General features: G+C 71.4%; 16 protein-coding genes. 9 read left to right on the forward strand and 7 right to left on the reverse strand.

Annotation, left to right across the window (positions count from 1 at the left end):
* The first annotated feature begins 80 nt into the window (after nt 1-80).
* The 6 genes from LNK82_RS09510 to LNK82_RS09535 all read left to right on the forward strand — a co-directional run bounded on the left by LNK82_RS09510 (nt 81) and on the right by LNK82_RS09535 (nt 4,556).
* Entirely contained in the window at nt 81-509 is a 429-nt protein-coding gene (locus LNK82_RS09510; protein ID WP_230566561.1) for a hypothetical protein, read from the forward strand.
* Nucleotides 506-793, forward strand: coding sequence for a hypothetical protein (locus LNK82_RS09515; protein WP_230566562.1), 288 nt, complete (start codon nt 506-508; stop codon nt 791-793). Before LNK82_RS09510 ends, LNK82_RS09515 begins: the two co-directional genes overlap by 4 nt.
* A 26-nt stretch (nt 794-819) precedes the next feature.
* Nucleotides 820-1,335: a phosphatase PAP2 family protein gene (locus LNK82_RS09520; RefSeq protein WP_230566563.1), complete on the forward strand. Its 516-nt coding sequence runs from the start codon at nt 820-822 to the stop codon at nt 1,333-1,335.
* 415 nt (nt 1,336-1,750) lie between these two features.
* Complete coding sequence (locus LNK82_RS09525; RefSeq protein ID WP_015800348.1) at nt 1,751-1,930, forward strand: DUF7455 domain-containing protein; 180 nt, start codon at nt 1,751-1,753, stop codon at nt 1,928-1,930.
* 150 nt (nt 1,931-2,080) lie between these two features.
* Entirely contained in the window at nt 2,081-2,434 is a 354-nt protein-coding gene (locus LNK82_RS09530; protein WP_230566564.1) for an RIP homotypic interaction motif-containing protein, read from the forward strand.
* A 7-nt stretch (nt 2,435-2,441) separates the two neighbouring features.
* Complete coding sequence (locus LNK82_RS09535) at nt 2,442-4,556, forward strand: tetratricopeptide repeat protein (RefSeq protein WP_230566565.1); 2,115 nt, start codon at nt 2,442-2,444, stop codon at nt 4,554-4,556.
* Here LNK82_RS09535 and LNK82_RS09540 read toward each other — a convergent pair.
* The 5 genes from LNK82_RS09540 to LNK82_RS09560 form a co-directional block, all read right to left on the reverse strand.
* Complete coding sequence (locus tag LNK82_RS09540) at nt 4,449-5,621, reverse strand: ROK family transcriptional regulator (RefSeq protein WP_230566566.1); 1,173 nt, start codon at nt 5,619-5,621, stop codon at nt 4,449-4,451. The two genes, LNK82_RS09535 and LNK82_RS09540, sit on opposite strands and share 108 nt — an antisense overlap.
* 1 nt (nt 5,622) lies before the next feature.
* Nucleotides 5,623-7,050 carry a sugar ABC transporter permease gene (locus tag LNK82_RS09545; RefSeq protein WP_230566567.1) on the reverse strand — a complete coding sequence of 476 codons (1,428 nt, stop codon included), beginning with the start codon at nt 7,048-7,050 and terminating at the stop codon, nt 5,623-5,625.
* Nucleotides 7,051-7,087: 37 nt separating this feature from the next.
* The gene (locus tag LNK82_RS09550; RefSeq protein ID WP_230566568.1) at nt 7,088-7,861 is read right to left on the reverse strand and encodes an ATP-binding cassette domain-containing protein; all 774 of its coding nucleotides are present in this window, start codon (nt 7,859-7,861) and stop codon (nt 7,088-7,090) included.
* A gap of 124 nt (nt 7,862-7,985) precedes the next feature.
* Nucleotides 7,986-9,122 (reverse strand): sugar ABC transporter substrate-binding protein, encoded by a 1,137-nt coding sequence (locus LNK82_RS09555; RefSeq protein ID WP_230566569.1) that lies wholly within the window; start codon nt 9,120-9,122, stop codon nt 7,986-7,988.
* A 179-nt stretch (nt 9,123-9,301) separates the two neighbouring features.
* Nucleotides 9,302-11,017: a DEAD/DEAH box helicase gene (locus LNK82_RS09560; protein ID WP_230566570.1), complete on the reverse strand. Its 1,716-nt coding sequence runs from the start codon at nt 11,015-11,017 to the stop codon at nt 9,302-9,304.
* Between the two features lie 173 nt (nt 11,018-11,190).
* On the opposite strand from LNK82_RS09560, the gene LNK82_RS09565 reads away from it, so the two are divergent.
* The gene (locus LNK82_RS09565) at nt 11,191-12,351 is read left to right on the forward strand and encodes a YihY/virulence factor BrkB family protein (protein ID WP_372470448.1); all 1,161 of its coding nucleotides are present in this window, start codon (nt 11,191-11,193) and stop codon (nt 12,349-12,351) included.
* A 6-nt stretch (nt 12,352-12,357) separates the two neighbouring features.
* Here the strand turns inward: LNK82_RS09565 and LNK82_RS09570 are convergent, their stop codons facing one another.
* On the reverse strand, nt 12,358-12,606 hold the full coding sequence (locus LNK82_RS09570) for a DUF3039 domain-containing protein (RefSeq protein WP_141978007.1): 249 nt from the start codon (nt 12,604-12,606) through the stop codon (nt 12,358-12,360).
* A gap of 31 nt (nt 12,607-12,637) precedes the next feature.
* On the opposite strand from LNK82_RS09570, the gene LNK82_RS09575 reads away from it, so the two are divergent.
* Entirely contained in the window at nt 12,638-13,546 is a 909-nt protein-coding gene (locus LNK82_RS09575) for a pseudouridine-5'-phosphate glycosidase (RefSeq protein WP_230566572.1), read from the forward strand.
* Nucleotides 13,543-14,433, forward strand: coding sequence for a carbohydrate kinase family protein (locus tag LNK82_RS09580; RefSeq protein ID WP_230566573.1), 891 nt, complete (start codon nt 13,543-13,545; stop codon nt 14,431-14,433). Before LNK82_RS09575 ends, LNK82_RS09580 begins: the two co-directional genes overlap by 4 nt.
* On the opposite strand, the gene LNK82_RS09585 is transcribed toward LNK82_RS09580, so the two are convergent.
* Complete coding sequence (locus LNK82_RS09585) at nt 14,415-14,729, reverse strand: DUF3099 domain-containing protein (protein WP_230566574.1); 315 nt, start codon at nt 14,727-14,729, stop codon at nt 14,415-14,417. The genes LNK82_RS09580 and LNK82_RS09585 overlap by 19 nt on opposite strands.
* Nucleotides 14,730-14,799: the final 70 nt, after the last annotated feature.

Consider the following 14,799-nt stretch of genomic DNA (forward strand, 5'->3'; position numbering starts at 1 on the left):
TCGATCACTCTCCGTGGTGTCCCGGGTGGGGCGCGGCCGCCGGGGGCGGTCACGGGGAGCTCCGAAGCAGGGGGAACTCCATGAGTGAACGTCGCACTGAAGCACGCCTTTCGCGCCTGGCGTCGGCCGAGGCGTTGGACCGGCAGCCGTGGCCGGAGCACGTCAACAACGGCGAGGAGGGCGACTACCCGCACGTCGCCAACTACAGCAAGGGCCTGCCGCACGACGAGGCGGGCGAGGTGCGCCCCGAGGCGTACAACACGCTGCTCAGAGCCCTGTCCACGGGTCGGTCGGAGGACTTCGAGCGCATCCCGCTCGGTCGGGGCGTCAAGCTCACCAACCCGCAGGCCGGCCTGGCGTTCGACCTGGAGGGCCCGGACCCGCGGTCGCTGGCCCTGCCGCCCGCGCCGCGCATCGACAGCGCGCGCAACTCCGCCGAGGCGGTCGAGCTGTACTGGATGGCGCTGACCAGGGACGTCCCGTTCGACCAGTACGACCGGCACCCTTGATCGCGCAGGCGGCCGACGAGCTGTCGCGGTTGAGCGACCACCGGGCGCCGAAGGTGGACGGCCGCGTGACGCCCGCGACGATCTTCCGCGGCGGCACGCGCGGCGACCTGCGGGGACCGTTCCTGTCGCAGTTCCTGCTGCGCGACATCCAGTACGGCACGCTGCGCATCCCGCAGCTGCACGACACGGTGCGGCCGGACCGCGACTTCCTGACCGACTTCGACGCGTGGCGCGCGGTGCAGGAGGGCGCGACCACCAAGCCGATCAAGCGACGCGGGCGTTGAAGGCGATGTGGTTTTAGAAGTGGTACGTGCACCGCAGGCTGCGGCCGGAGGCGTTCGGCGGTCGGGTCCACGCGCACCTGTCCGGGATGCGCGACTACTCCGTGATCGACCGCGAGGTGCTGGACTCGGAGGCGGTCAAGCTCTCCTACGAGAAGCACGGCTCGTACCTGCTGCCGCAGGCGTTCCCGGAGGGCTCGCCGACGCACCCGTCGTACCGCTCGGGTCACGCGACCGTCGCCGGGACGTGCGTCACGGTGCTGAAGGCGTGGTTCGACGAGTCCTGGGTGCTGCCCGACCCGGTCGTGGCCAACGCCGACGGCACGGCCCTCGTCCCCTACACCGGCGGCGAGCTGGACAAGGTGGCGGCGAACATCGCGACCGCCCGGAACATGGCGGGCGTGCACTGGCGGACCGACTTCACCGAGTCCGTGCTCCTGGGCGAGGCGGTCGGCATCGGGATCCCGCGGGAGCACGTCCGGGTCAACCACGAGGACGCGTCGTTCGGCCTGACCCGGTTCGACGGGCTCCGCCTGACCATCTGAACGGGCGGTGGAACGGCCCGTGAACCGGACGGATCATGTCCGGATCGTGGAACGCGGGGCCGTGTTCGCTCTGGGCTGACCAAAGTGTTACCCGTCACACCGGCGAGGTCCGAGGACCGCCCTTCTGGAGCATCAAGGGTGCGTCGAACGCCGTATCCGCAGGTCGGAAATCCGTTGGCACGACAGCGGAACGTGAGCACGGGCGGATCGAACCGGTGGAAACGGCAGGTTCCGACCACCCGGGCGCCGGGTAAATGAGGAGTGACGCGGGTCGCCACGGTCAGGGGAACACTGACTTCCGCCCGAACGTCTGCAAGAGTGAAGGCAGCGAACACGGCGCACCCGCCAGATGCGAAGTGGTCGCAGCTAGGTGTGAGGGCACCGATCCCCGGTGCCGGGACGGAGGGAGATTTCCATGACTACGACGCTCACCCGCCCCGCGTTGACCGCTGCCGACCGCTGCGACCGCTGCGGGGCTGCTGCCCAGGTTCGCGCCGTGCTCCCCTCCGGGGGCGAGTTGCTGTTCTGCGGGCACCACGCCCGTGAGCACAGCACCAAGCTGCGTGAGCTCGCTGCCGAGTTGCAGCAGGGCTGAACACCACGAGTCCCCGCACGGGGCTCGTAGCACCCTAGCCGTCCGGGGCGGGGATCCGAGAGGATCCCCGCCCCCCTCATTTTCGGCGTCACGCTCGCCGTGGTTCCGCCGATACTCCTGGTGACGGGTGCGGACGGGAGTTGGTGCGTGGTGATCGAGTCGGTTGACCTCGTGGTGGCGGCGTTGGCCGCCGGTGCGGCGGCGGGCGTGACGGACACGGCCTCGGCCGCCGTGAAAGACGCTTACCAGGGCCTGAAGTCGCTGACACGGCGCGCGTTGCGCCGGGGTGGGGTGGCCGAGGAGCCGACCGACCCCGAGGAGTTGAAGGCCGCTCTGACGGCCGCGGGCGCCGGGTCGGACGTCGAACTGGTCGCGGCGGCGCGCGAGGTGCTGGCGCTGGCGGACCCGGAAGGCGCGGCCAAGTACCGCGTCGACGTGCACGACAACCAGGGCGTGCAGGTCGGCGACGGCAACACGATGACGCTGAACTTCGGCGACAAGTAGCTCCGCCGTGGAAGTCCACGACAACGTCGGCGTGCAGGTCGGTGACGGGAACACGCAGTACCTCCAGCTGCCCCCGGCAGCCCCGGTGACGTGGCCCGTGCGGGTCGGCGTGCTGCCGCCGGTCGCGGACCGGTACCAGCACCGGGCAGCCGAGGCCGAGCTGTCCGGAAAGTCCGCGGTGCTGTCCGGTCTGGGCGGTGTCGGCAAGTCCCAGTTGGCGGCGCGTCACGCGCACGCGGTGTGGCGGGACGAGTCGGTCGACCTGGTGGTGTGGATCGCCGCCGTGACGCGGGTCGCCGTGATCAGCGCCTACGCGGACGCGGCCGGTCGGGTCCTGCGCGACGCCGGTGGCACGCCCGAGGACGCGGCGGCCGCCTTCCAGACGTGGCTCAGCTCGACCGACCGGCGGTGGCTGGTCGTCCTGGACGACGTGCAGGACCCCGCCGACCTCAAGGGCCTGTGGCCGCCGAGCAGCCCGACCGGCCAAGTGGTCGTGACGACCCGGCGCCGTGACGCCGCGCTGTCCCGCGATGATCGCCGGTTGGTCGAGGTGGGCGTGTTCACCGAGGCCGAGTCGCTGGCCTACCTGACCGCGAAGCTCCCCGGTCACGACCAGCTCCCGGCCCTGGCGGACGACCTGGGCCACCTGCCGCTGGCCTTGGCTCAGGCGGCGGCGTTCATCGCGGACAAGCCGCTGCTCACCGTCGCCGACTACCGCAAGCGCTTGGCCGACCGCCGTTCCCTGGCCCAGGTGCTGCCGACGGAAGGCGAACTGCCCGACGAGCACCGGGCCACGGTCGCGGCGACCTGGTCGTTGTCGATCGAACGCGCCGACGCGCTGCGCCCGGAAGGACTCGCGCGGCCACTGCTGGAGATCATCAGCCTGCTCGACCCGGCGGGCACCCCGGTCGCCGTGCTCACGGCCGGCAACGTCCTGGCGTCCCTGGTCGTCGACGCCGACGACGTCCACGACGCTCTCGGGTGCCTGCACCGGCTGAGCCTCATCACGCTCGACACCGGCACGATCCAGGCGCACGCGCTGCTCCAACGCGCCGTCCGCGACACCATCGGGCCGTCACGCATCACTCCCCTGGCCCACCTCGCCGCGGACGCCCTTCTGCTGACCTGGCCGGGGTACGAGGCGAACAGCGCGCTGGCCGGCAGCTTGCGGTCGGCGGCGGCAGCCCTCCACAGGAACACCGCACCGGCGCTCTGGGAGCCCAGGGGACACGCGATCCTGATCCACGCGGGCAGGTCCACGGGCGAGGCGGGCCTGTACACCGACGCCATCGACTACTTCCGCGAGCTGCGACGACAGGCGGAGCACCACCTCGGGCCCGACCACGAGGACAGCTTGAACGCGCGCAACGAGATCGCCACCTGGAGCGGCCGGGCGGGGCGGCACGACGAGGCCGTCGCCGAGGACGAGCGGTTGGTGGCCGACACGACCCGGGTCCTGGGCCCCGACGACGTGAACACCCTCGCCGCGCGCAGCAACCGCGCGCACTGGCGCGCCGAGGCCGGCGATCAGGCGGGTGCGATCGCGGAGCTCGAACGGATCCTCTCCCACCGGATCGAGGTCCTGGGCCCCGACCACCAGCACACCCTCGGCACCCGGCACAACCTGGCCGGGTGGCGAGCCGCGGCGGGTGACCACGCGGGGGCGATCGCCGAGTTCGAACGGGTGGTGGCCGACCACGTCCGCGCGCTCGGGCCCGACCACCCGCAGACCCTCACCGCCCGCTACAACCTGGCCGCGTGGCGCGGGATGGCGGGCGAGCACGGTCGGGTCGTCGGCGAGTTCGGCCGGCTCGTCGTCGATCGCGGGCGCGTCCTGGGCGTCGACCACCCCGACACCCTCATGACCCGGTTCAACCTCGCGCTCGCCCGCTTGAAGTCCGGGGACCTCGCGACCGCGTTGGTCGAAACGCGGGAACTGCTCGCCGACCACGTCAGGGTGCTCGGGCCCGACCACCCCGACACGGTGATCATCGGACGAGCGGTCCGGGAGTGGTCAGACCTCGCCCAGGACGGGCTCGAAGGCCAGCTCGGCGGCGCCGATGAGCTTGGCGTCACGACCGAGGGGCGAGGAGACGATCCTGGTGCCGCCGACCGCGCGTGACACCAGCGACCGCTTCTGCACGGCGCGCCGCAGCTGGTCCACCAACGACTCCGGCAGCGCCGTGAACAAGTCGCCCAGCACCACCAGTTCCGGCCCGAGCATGTTGACCACCGTGATCAGCCCCATGGCCAGCCACTCGGTGAACTCCCCCAACCGGTGCGCGACGCTGTCCGGCGAACCGGCCAACGACCGCAGCTCCGCCACCACCGTGCCGCGCGGCGCGTCCTCGGGCAGGGCCAGCGCACGGCACAGCGCCGCCTCGCCGACCTCGGTCTCCCAGCAGCCCTGGCAGCCGCAGTAGCACCGGCGGCCACCGGGGCGCACGACCATGTGCCCCAGTTCGCCGACGTACCCGCCGGTGCCGCGCAGCGGGCGGCCGCTGGAGATCACGCCGCCGCCGATGCCGACGTCGGCGGAGATGTAGACCATGTCCGACGAACCGCGGGCCGCGCCGCGCACGTGTTCGGCCAGCGCGCCCAGCTCGGCGTCGTTGCCGACCTGGACGGGGACCTTGAGCACCGACGACAGCCGTTCGCCCAGCGCCACGTCGGTCCAGTGCAGGTTCGGCGCCTCGTGCACGAGACCGTCGGCACGGCGCACCACACCGGGCACGGAGACGCCGACGCCGACCGCCTGCACGTCGAGCTCGTCGGCCAGGAGCTTGGCCGAGTCGGCGATGTGCGTGATCACCTCGCCGGGGTCGCGGGACCGGTGGTGCAGGTTCCACGAGTCCCGGCCGAGGATGTCGCCGCCGAGGCCGACCATGGCCATCGCCACCTGCTCGACGCGGATGTCGATGGCCATCACCACGGCCGCGTGCGGCTGCGGCAGCACGAGCAGGGACGGCCGGCCGGCGCCGGAGCGCTGCGCCGGCACGCGTTCGGCGACCACGCCGGACTCGGCCAGGCCGTCCACCAGGGCTTTGATCGTGCTGCGGTTGAGGCCCAGCTCAGCCGCGAGCGAGGCCCTGGTGGAGGGCCCGTCCACATGGAGTCGGCGCAGCAGCGCCGTCCTGTTGTGCCTGCGTACCTCGTCGGGTCGGGCTCCCGCGGTCGGTGTGCTCACGTCAGCGGACGGCGGACGCCGCCCGGCGGCGGGACAGCGCGTCGACGCTCGCGGCCAGGAGCAGCACGAGGCCGGTCACGATGAACACCACGGCGGCGGGCTGGTCGAGCAGGCCCATGCCGTTCTGGATGATCGCGAGCACCGCGCCACCGATCACCGCGTCGCGCAGCTTGCCCTTGCCGCCGAACAGCGACGTGCCGCCGATCACGGCCGCGCCGACCGCCATCAGCAGCGTGTTGCCGCCACCGGCGTTCGGGTCGACCGAGCCGACCTTCGAGGAGTAGACGATCGCGCCGATGGCCGCCATGGTGGAGGCGATCACGAACACGCTCATCCGGATCTGCGCCACGTTGATGCCGGCGCGGCGGGCGGCTTCCTGGTTGCCGCCGACGGCGTAGACGTGCCGGCCGTAGCGGGTGCGTTCGAGCACGAACGTGCCGATGACCAGCAGCACGAGGACGATCGGCACCACGAACGGCACACCGGTGATCACCACGAGGTCGCTCTTCGAGCGGTTGAGCGTCAAGGCGTAGGTGGCCACCGCGCCCAGCACCAGGACGATGCCGACCTTGATCAGCACGATCGGGGTCGGCGACGCGACCAGGCCGCGGCGCAGCCTGCTGAAGTGGCGGCCGAGCACGACCGCCGCGTACCCGCCTGCGGCGATGACGAACAGCGCCCACGAGCCGGCGGTGCTCAGGTTGCCGTTGGCGACGTTGAAGATCACGTCGTCGCGCAGGCCGAGCGTGCCGCCCTCGCCGATGAACTGGAGGATGACGCCGCCCCAGGCCAGGAACAGCGCCAGCGTCACCACGAACGACGGGATGCCGACGCGGGCGACGAGGAAGCCGGTGATGCAGCCGATGGCGGTGCCGACGCAGACGGCGAGCAGCATCTCGACCCACGGGTTGGCCGGCACGCCGAACGCGGCGATGCCCAGCGCCACCAGCGACATCGCGGTGCCCGCCCAGATGCGCATGAGCGCGGCGAGCACGGCGCCCAGCGCCAGCAGGGCGCAGAACAGGTAGAAGACGGTGTCGCCCATGCCGCCCAGCAGGTTGCCGCCCTTGACCAGGTGCAGCGCCATCACGGAGGCGGTGACGCCGGACGCGGTGCCCGCGGACAGGTCGATCTCGCCCAGGAGCAGGACGAACACCAGCCCCATGGCGATGATCACGACGCTCGCGCCCTGCGCGAGGAGGTTGGCGATGTTGCCCAGGGTCAGGAAGGTGTCGGCGAGGGAGCTGAACACGATCAGCAGCACGACCACGCCGAGCAGCGCGGGCAGGGAGCCGAGTTCGCCGCCACGCAGCCGGGCGACGTAGTCGCGCACCGCCTCGCCGGTGGACTGGGACGTGGTGTCGATGCCGAAGTCGGAGATCGCGCCCTGGGGGGCGTCCGGGGACGTCTCGCTGGTGGTGTTGGTCATGCTGCGTTCCTCGTCGTGGGTGCCTTGCGCGGCGGCATCAGATGGTGGCGGTCTCGGGACGGGCGATGCCCAGGTCGCCGGACCGGCCGGCGGTGATCAGCTCGACCACTTGGCCGTGGGTGACGTCCTTGGTGTTGACCTCGGCCGCCATCCGGCCCAGGTACAGGCAGGCGATGCGGTCCGCGACCTCGAACACGTCGTTCATGTTGTGGCTGATCAGCACGACGCCCAGGCCCTGCTCGGCGAGCCTGCGCACCAGGTCGAGGACCTGGCGGGTCTGCGCGACGCCCAGCGCCGCGGTCGGCTCGTCCAGCAGCACGACCTTGCTGTTCCACAGCACGGCCTTGGCGATGGCCACGGTCTGCCGCTGGCCGCCGGACAGGGACGCGACCTGCGTGCGCACCGACTTGACCGTGCGCACCGACAGCGAGGTCAGCGTCTTGCGGGCGGCCTGCTCCATGTCGGCCTCGTCGAGCATGCCCAGCTTGCCGCGTTCCCGGCCGAGGAACATGTTCTGCACGATGTCGAGGTTGTCGCACAGCGCGAGGTCCTGGTAGACGACCTCGATGCCCAGGTGCGCGGCGTCACGCGGGCCGTGGATGTGGACTTCCTCGCCGTTGAACAGGACCTGGCCGGAGTCGGTGGGGTGGATGCCCGCGATGCACTTGACCAACGTCGACTTGCCCGCGCCGTTGTCGCCGACGAGGGCGGTGACCTGGCCGGGGTGCACGTCGAAGTCGATGTCGTGCAGGACGTGCACGGGACCGAAGCTCTTGTTGATGCCGCGCAGCTCGAGGATCGGCTCGCTCACTGGAAATTCCTCCGTCTAACCCGTCTGAAGGGGTCCAACCCGTTCTCGGGTGCAGCCCCACACGTGGGTGGGCGCGCCGGAACGGGGTGCGTCTGGCACACCCCGCCCCGGCGCGAGCCTTGACTTACTTGATGCCGAGCTCGGTGCAGACGGCGGCCAGGTCGGCGACGCAGACCTCCGTCGCCTTGACGAAGCCGGCGTCCACGACGACCTTGACCTTGTCCTTGGTGATCAGCTGCGCGGGCAGCAGGACCGACTTGACGTCGCGGTTGCCCGTGGTGTCCTTGGTGACGCCGGTCGCCATCTTGTCGGCGGCGGCCGTGTCGCCCTTGGCCAGCGCGCCGGCCAGCTTGGCGGTGGCCTCGGCCTGCTCGTTGATCGGCTTGAACACGGTCATGAACTGGTCGCCGCGCAGGATGGCCTGCAGGCCCTCCGGGGTGGCGTCCTGGCCGGTGACCGGGACCTTGCCGTTGAGGCCGTACTTCTTCAGCACGGTGATGATCGCGCCCGCGAGGCCGTCGTTGGCGGCGACCACGCCGTCCACCTTCTGGCCGTTGCCGGTCAGGATCTGCTCGAAGGTGGTGCCACCGACCTGGTTGTCCCACTTGTCGATCGGCTTCGACTGGACGAGCTTCAGGTCGCCGGCCTCGTACTTGGGCTTGAGGACCTTCTGCTGGCCGTTGTAGAACAGCGTCGCGTTGTTGTCCGTCGGCGCGCCCTCGATCTCGATGATCTCGGCCGGCTTCTTGCCCGGCGCCAGCGCGGCGAGGCCCTCGACGAGGCCCTGGCCCTGCAGCTCGCCGACCTTCTCGTTGTCGAACGAGACGTAGTACTTCGAGCTGCCGCCCAGGTTCAGCCGGTCGTAGTCGATGACCGGGATGCCCTGCGCCTCGGCCTTCTTCGCGACCGTCGCGCCGATCTCGCTGTTCGGCGTGGCGATGATCAGGACCTTGACGCCGGCGTTGATCATGCCGTCCGCGAGCGTCGAGAACTTCTGGACGTCGCCCTGGGCGTTCTGGATGTCCGCTTGGAGGCCCTCGGCCTCCAGCGCCTTCTTCAGGAGCGGCTTGTCGAAGCCCTCCCAGCGCGCGGAGCTGGCGGTCTCGGGGAGGATGACGCCGACCTTCGCGCCGCCCGAGCCGCTGTTCGTGTTGGTGTCCGACGCCGGTGTGTTGCCGCCGGACGTGTTGGCGCCACATGCCGTCATGGCAACGGCAAGGCCGGTGCCAAGGGCGATGAGAGCGAGGCTCTTGCTGCGCATCCGCCATCCCTTTCACGCAGGAGCGTAAATGTTGTGGCGCACAACGTATGCCGGGACAGGCGGTGACCGGAAGCACACTTGACCGGTCAAGTAGGCACGATGCGCTAACGACGAGGTAACCGAACGGACATCTGACTACGTCTAATGCAGTAACCGGTTACGGCAGGTCACAACAAAGGTCACCACGAGCGCAGCGTGGCGATCCGCTCCTCGAGCTGCTCGATGCTGGCCATCGCCGTCGGCGGGCCCCCGCAGTACTCGCGCAGCTGGTTGTGGATCTTGCCGTGCGGCTTCTTCGTGCGGTGGTGGTGCATGGCCACCAGGGTGTTGAGCTCCTTGCGCAGCTGCGCCAGCCGTTCCTGCACGCCCGCGGGGCGCGTCGCGGCGGGTGGCGGCGCCGGCGCGGCGACCTGGCGCTTGCTGGCCTCGACCAGCTGCTTCTCCTGCCGCTGCCGCAGCAGGGCGCGCACCTGGTCGGGCTCCAGCAGGCCCGGCAGCCCCAGGTACTCCTGCTCCTCGTCGCTGCCCGCGAACGCGGCCGTGCCGAACGACGAGCCGTCGTAGATCACCTGGTCGAGCTCGGCGGAGGCGCCCAGCGCGGTGAACGCCTTCTCCTCCTCGCCCGGCTCGTCCTTGGCCTGGTTGGCCTGGGCCAGCAGCTCGTCGTCCCAGCCGTCCTTCTCCCGGTGCGGCTTGCCGAGCACGTGGTCGCGCTGCTGCTCCAGCTCGCTGGCCAGCCCGAGCAGGACCGGCACGCTGGGCAGGAACACGCTGGCCGTCTCGCCCTTGGCGCGCTGCCGCACGAACCGACCGACGGCCTGGGCGAAGAACAGGGGCGTCGAGGCGCTGGTGGCGTACACGCCGACGGCCAGCCGGGGCACGTCCACGCCTTCCGACACCATGCGGACCGCGATCAGCCAGCGGTCCTGCGACGCGGCGAACTCGGCGATCCGGCCGGACGCCTTCGGGTCGTCGGACAGCACGAGGGTCGCGTCGTGGCCCGTGGTGCGCTTGAGGATCTCGGCGTAGGCCTTGGCCACGGTCTGGTCGGTGGCGATCACCAGGCCGCCCGCGTCGGGCATGCCGCCCTGGCGCAGCTGGGTCAGGCGCATGTCGGCGGCCTTGAGCACCGACGGCATCCACTCGCCCGTCGGGTCCAGCGCCACCCGCCACGCCCGCGCCGTCTGCTCCTGCGTCAGCGGCTCGCCGAGCCGGGCGGAGAACTCCTCGCCCGCGCTCGTGCGCCACTGCGCCTCGCCCGAGTAGGCGAGGAAGATCACCGGCCGGACGACGCCGTCGCGCAACGCGTCGGAGTAGCCGTAGGAGTGGTCCGCGCGGCTGCGCTGCACGCCGTCGGGGCCCGGCTCGTAGCTGACGAACGGGATCGGCGAGTCGTCCGAGCGGAACGGCGTTCCGGTCAGGCACATCCGCCGCACGGCCGGCGTGAACGCCTCGCGGATCGCGTCACCCCACGACTTGGCGTCGCCGCCGTGGTGGATCTCGTCGAGCAGCACGAGCGTCTTGCGGTTCTCCGTGCGCACCCGGTGCAGCATCGGGTGGGCGGCGACCTGGGCGTAGGTCAGCGCGACGCCGTGGTAGTCGCGGGAGGTCATCGCGTTGGTGTTGCGGAAGTTCGAGTCGATCGCGATGCCCGCCTCGGCCGCCGCCCGCGCCCACTGGTGCTTGAGGTGCTCGGTGGGCGTGACGACCGTGACGGCCTCGACCGTGCGGTCGGCCAGCAGCTCGGCGGCGACGCGCAGGCCGAACGTCGTCTTGCCCGCGCCGGGCGTGGCGACGGCCAGGAAGTCCTTGGGCCGGGCGGCCAGGTACTTGGTCAGCGCGCGGCGCTGCCAGGCGCGCAGCGGTCGGGTCGCGACGACTTGCGGTTGCGACAACCTCGAACCCCTTCTGCGCTGATCAGCGGCTGTGCCGCGCGGTCGTGCGGCGGTGTTGCGGCGGTGGACACGCAAATGCCCTCGGTGCGGGTGACCGTCGAGGGCATCGACAGCCTACCCGCTCGGTCCGCGACGCACGGTCACCGATGCCGCGAAATCACCCGCCATGCACCATGCTTGATGTTGCGATGGGTTCGCCGAGGGACGACACAGCACGCAGCGCGGGTCGCAAGGGACCCCTGCGCCTGTTGGCGCGCACGTTGTCCAAGGCCTGGGACGGCAGCATCTTCTCCGAGGCGGCCGAGGCGGCGTTCTGGCAGGTCCTGTCGTTCCCGCCGCTGCTGCTGGGCCTGCTGGGCAGCCTCGGGTACCTCGGCGACTGGTTCGGGCCCGAGGTCGTGAGCGCGGTCAAGGACCGGATCATCTCCACGTGCCGGACGATCTTCAGCCCGGACGTGGTCAACGGGGTGATCGTGCCCACCGTCGACCAGATCCTCACCACGGGCAAGGGCGAGATCGTCTCGGTCGGGTTCCTGATCTCGCTGTGGGCCGGGTCGTCGGCGATGTCGTCGTTCGTGGACGCGATCACCGCCGCGCACGACCAGTACGGCGTGCGCAACGAGGTGTGGCAGCGGATCTTCGCGCTGCTGCTGTACATGGCGAGCCTGGTGCTGCTGATCATCGGCCTGCCGGTCGTGGCGCTGGGTCCGGACCTGCTGCCGCAGGTGTTCCCGGACTCGTGGCAGCCGACGATCGAGTCGTGGCTGAGCGCGTTCTACTACCCGGGCATGGCCGTGCTGCTGGTGCTGGCGCTGGCGACGCTCTACAAGCTGTCGCTGCCGAACAAGCTGCCGTGGCACCGGCTCGTGCCGGGGGCCGTGCTGGCGATGGCCGTGTTCCTGCTGTCGTCCATCGGGCTGCGGCTGTACATCCGGTGGATCACGACGACCGGGTACACGTACGGGGCGTTGGCGACGCCGATCGCGTTCCTGCTGTTCGCCTACCTGATCGGGCTGGCGATCACGCTGGGCGCGTACTTCAACAGCGCGTTGCAGGAGATGTGGCCGGCGAGGATGACCAGGCGCCAGCGGCGGCGGTGGCAGCGGCTGGAGCTGGAGCGGGCCGCCGAGCGGATCCGGTCGGACGAGGGCAGGCAGGTGTCGCCCGGCCCGCCGCCCGCGTCGGGAGCCAGGCCGGACCTGAACCACACCGCGTCGTCGCCCGCGGACACCAACCACACCGTGCCGTTGCCGGTGGAACGCCGAACGGCGCGCGAGACGCCCGTCAGCGGGCACGGGTCAGGCCCCGGCGGTTCGACGCCGGGGCCGTCCTAGCGGGTCCTACTCGCCGCCGCCCTTGGGCAGGCCGTCGTAGATCTTCTTGCACTCGGGGCAGACGGGAGAGCCCGGCTTGGGCGACTTCGTCACCGGGAACACCTCGCCGCACAACGCCACCACGTGCGTGCCCATCACCGCGCTCTCCGCGATCTTGGCCTTGCGCACGTAGTGGAACATCTTCGGGGTGTCGTCCCCGGTGTGGTCCGTGCCTTCCGGCCGGGTCTCCACCTCGGGCAGAGTCTGCGTGCTCACGCGCACAGCGTACCTGGGATGATGGCCCCTCGTGAGCAAGCCGAGCGTCACCGAAGAGGTCCGATCCGCCCTGGCCGAGAACCGGCCGGTGGTCGCGTTGGAGAGCACGATCCTGTCCCACGGGCTACCGCCCGGCCGCAACCGCGAGGTCGCCGAACGGCTCGAAGGCGTGGTGCGCGCCGCGGGCGCGGTGCCCGCCACGATCGCCGTGCTCGGCGGCGTGCCCAAGATCGGGTTGACCCCCGCCGAGCTGGACCACGTCTGCGACCCGGCCGGCGACCTGGTCAAGCTGTCGCGGCGGGACCTGGGCGCGGCGTACGCGTTGAAGCGCGACGGCGCGACGACGGTCGCGAGCACGGCCGCGCTGGCGCACGCCGCGGGCATCGGGGTGTTCGCCACCGGCGGCCTGGGCGGCGTGCACCGGGGCGCGCGCGAGACGTGGGACGTGTCCGCCGACCTGGACGTGCTGGCCACGACGCCGGTGCTGGTGGTGTGCTCGGGCGTGAAGTCGATCCTGGACATGGGCGCGACGCTGGAGCTGCTGGAGACCCGTTCGGTGCCGGTGATCGGCTTCGGCACGGACCGCTTCCCCGCGTTCTACCGGCGGGAATCGGAGTTCGGCGTGCCGTGGCGGGTCGATTCGGCCGCCGACGCCGCCGCCGTGGTCGCGGCGCACCGCGGGGTGCCCGGTGCGGCGGGCGTGCTGCTGGCCAACCCGATCCCGGTCGAGTTCGAGATGGACGCCGACCTGCACGAGCGGCTGCTGTCGGAGGGCCTCGACCTGCTGCGCACCCGGAACGTGCACGGCAAGGAGGTCACGCCCGTGCTGCTGGAGCACTTCCACACCGCGAGCGGCGGGGTGAGCCTGGACGCCAACGAGGCGCTGGTCGTGTCGAACGCCACCCTGGCCGCGGCGGTGGCCGTGGAGCTGGCGGCGTGACCGGGATCGTCGTCGTCGGCGACGCCGGGTTGGACGTGGTGGCCCGGCACGCGGGACCGATCGTGCACGGCGGCGACTCGCGGGCGGCGGTGACCATCGAGCCCGGCGGCGCGGGGGCCAACACGGCGGTGTGGCTGGCCGCGTGCGGCGCGTCGCCGGTGCTGGTGGCGCGGGTCGGCGCGGACTCGGCCGGACGTCAGGTGCACGCCGAGCTGACGTCGGCCGGGGTGCGGTGCGCGTTCGCCGTGGACCTGGAGGCGTCGACGTGCTGCGTGGTGGTGCTGGTGGACGAGACCGGTCAGCGCAGCATGCTGCCCGACCGGGGCGCGAACGCCCGCTTCTCGCCCGGTGACCTGGACGAGGGGTTGCTGCGGGACGCCTCGCACCTGCACCTGTCCGGGTACGTGCTGCTGGACGCGTCGTCGCGGCCGGCGGGGTTGGCGGTGCTGCGCGCGGCCCGGGAGGCGGGGCTGACCACGTCGGTCGACCCGCAGTCGTCGGCGTTGATCTACGACGGGTTCCTGGACGACATCCGCGGCGTCGACCTGCTGCTGCCCAACACCGAGGAGCTGGTGGCGCTCACCGGGTCGGCTGAGCCGTCGTCGGCCGCGGCGCTGCTGGACGTGGTGGGCGCGGTGGCGTTGACGTCCGGCGCGGAGGGCGCGAGCTGGGTGGACTCCGACGGCGTGGTGTCCGTGCCGGCCGAGGACGTCGAGTGCGTGGACTCGACGGGCGCCGGCGACGCGTTCGACGCGGGGCTGCTGGCGGCGTGGCTGTCCGGCGGGTCACGGGTGGACGCGCTGCTCGGCGGGGTGCGCGCGGCGGCACGGGCGGTGTCCGCGGTCGGGGCGCAGCCCGTGGGAGCGCGTCAGCCTTCGATGATGTGATGCGGGCGCGCCTCGATGGCGCGGTGCTCCTTGACGAACCGGCTGGCCTTCTCCGCCTTGCGGGGAGGCCGGTCGTTCGCGATCAGCACGGCCATCCACGGCAGCGGCACGGACAGCACGATCAGGGCCAGGGCCAGCCACCAGGTCTGGTAGAAGACCATCGCCAGGATCAGGCACGGGATGCGGGCGCCCATCATGATCGCGTACTTGCGCTTGCGCGCGGCGTGCTGCTCCTCGTAGGAGGGCGCCGCCTCGGTGATGAGCACCGGTGTGCCGTCGCGCTCGGGACTGACCATGCGTCCATCATCCCCCTGCGCGGGCCCGGCGGATACCTGCCCTGTGTGTTTTTGATTGCTGTGTTCATGG

The organism is Saccharothrix luteola, assembly GCF_020859565.1.
Lineage (GTDB): Bacteria > Actinomycetota > Actinomycetes > Mycobacteriales > Pseudonocardiaceae > Actinosynnema > Actinosynnema luteola.

Excerpts from the sequence above, each read along its gene's own strand:
- LNK82_RS09510 (WP_230566561.1), top strand. The coding sequence starts at position 81 with ATGAGTGAACGTCGCACTGAAGCACGCCTTTCGCGCCTGGCGTCGGCC.
- LNK82_RS09525 (WP_015800348.1), top strand. The coding sequence starts at position 1,751 with ATGACTACGACGCTCACCCGCCCCGCGTTGACCGCTGCCGACCGCTGC.
- LNK82_RS09545 (WP_230566567.1), bottom strand. The coding sequence starts at position 7,050 with ATGACCAACACCACCAGCGAGACGTCCCCGGACGCCCCCCAGGGCGCG.
- LNK82_RS09555 (WP_230566569.1), bottom strand. The coding sequence starts at position 9,122 with ATGCGCAGCAAGAGCCTCGCTCTCATCGCCCTTGGCACCGGCCTTGCC.
- LNK82_RS09565 (WP_372470448.1), top strand. The coding sequence starts at position 11,191 with ATGCTTGATGTTGCGATGGGTTCGCCGAGGGACGACACAGCACGCAGC.
- LNK82_RS09585 (WP_230566574.1), bottom strand. The coding sequence starts at position 14,729 with ATGGTCAGTCCCGAGCGCGACGGCACACCGGTGCTCATCACCGAGGCG.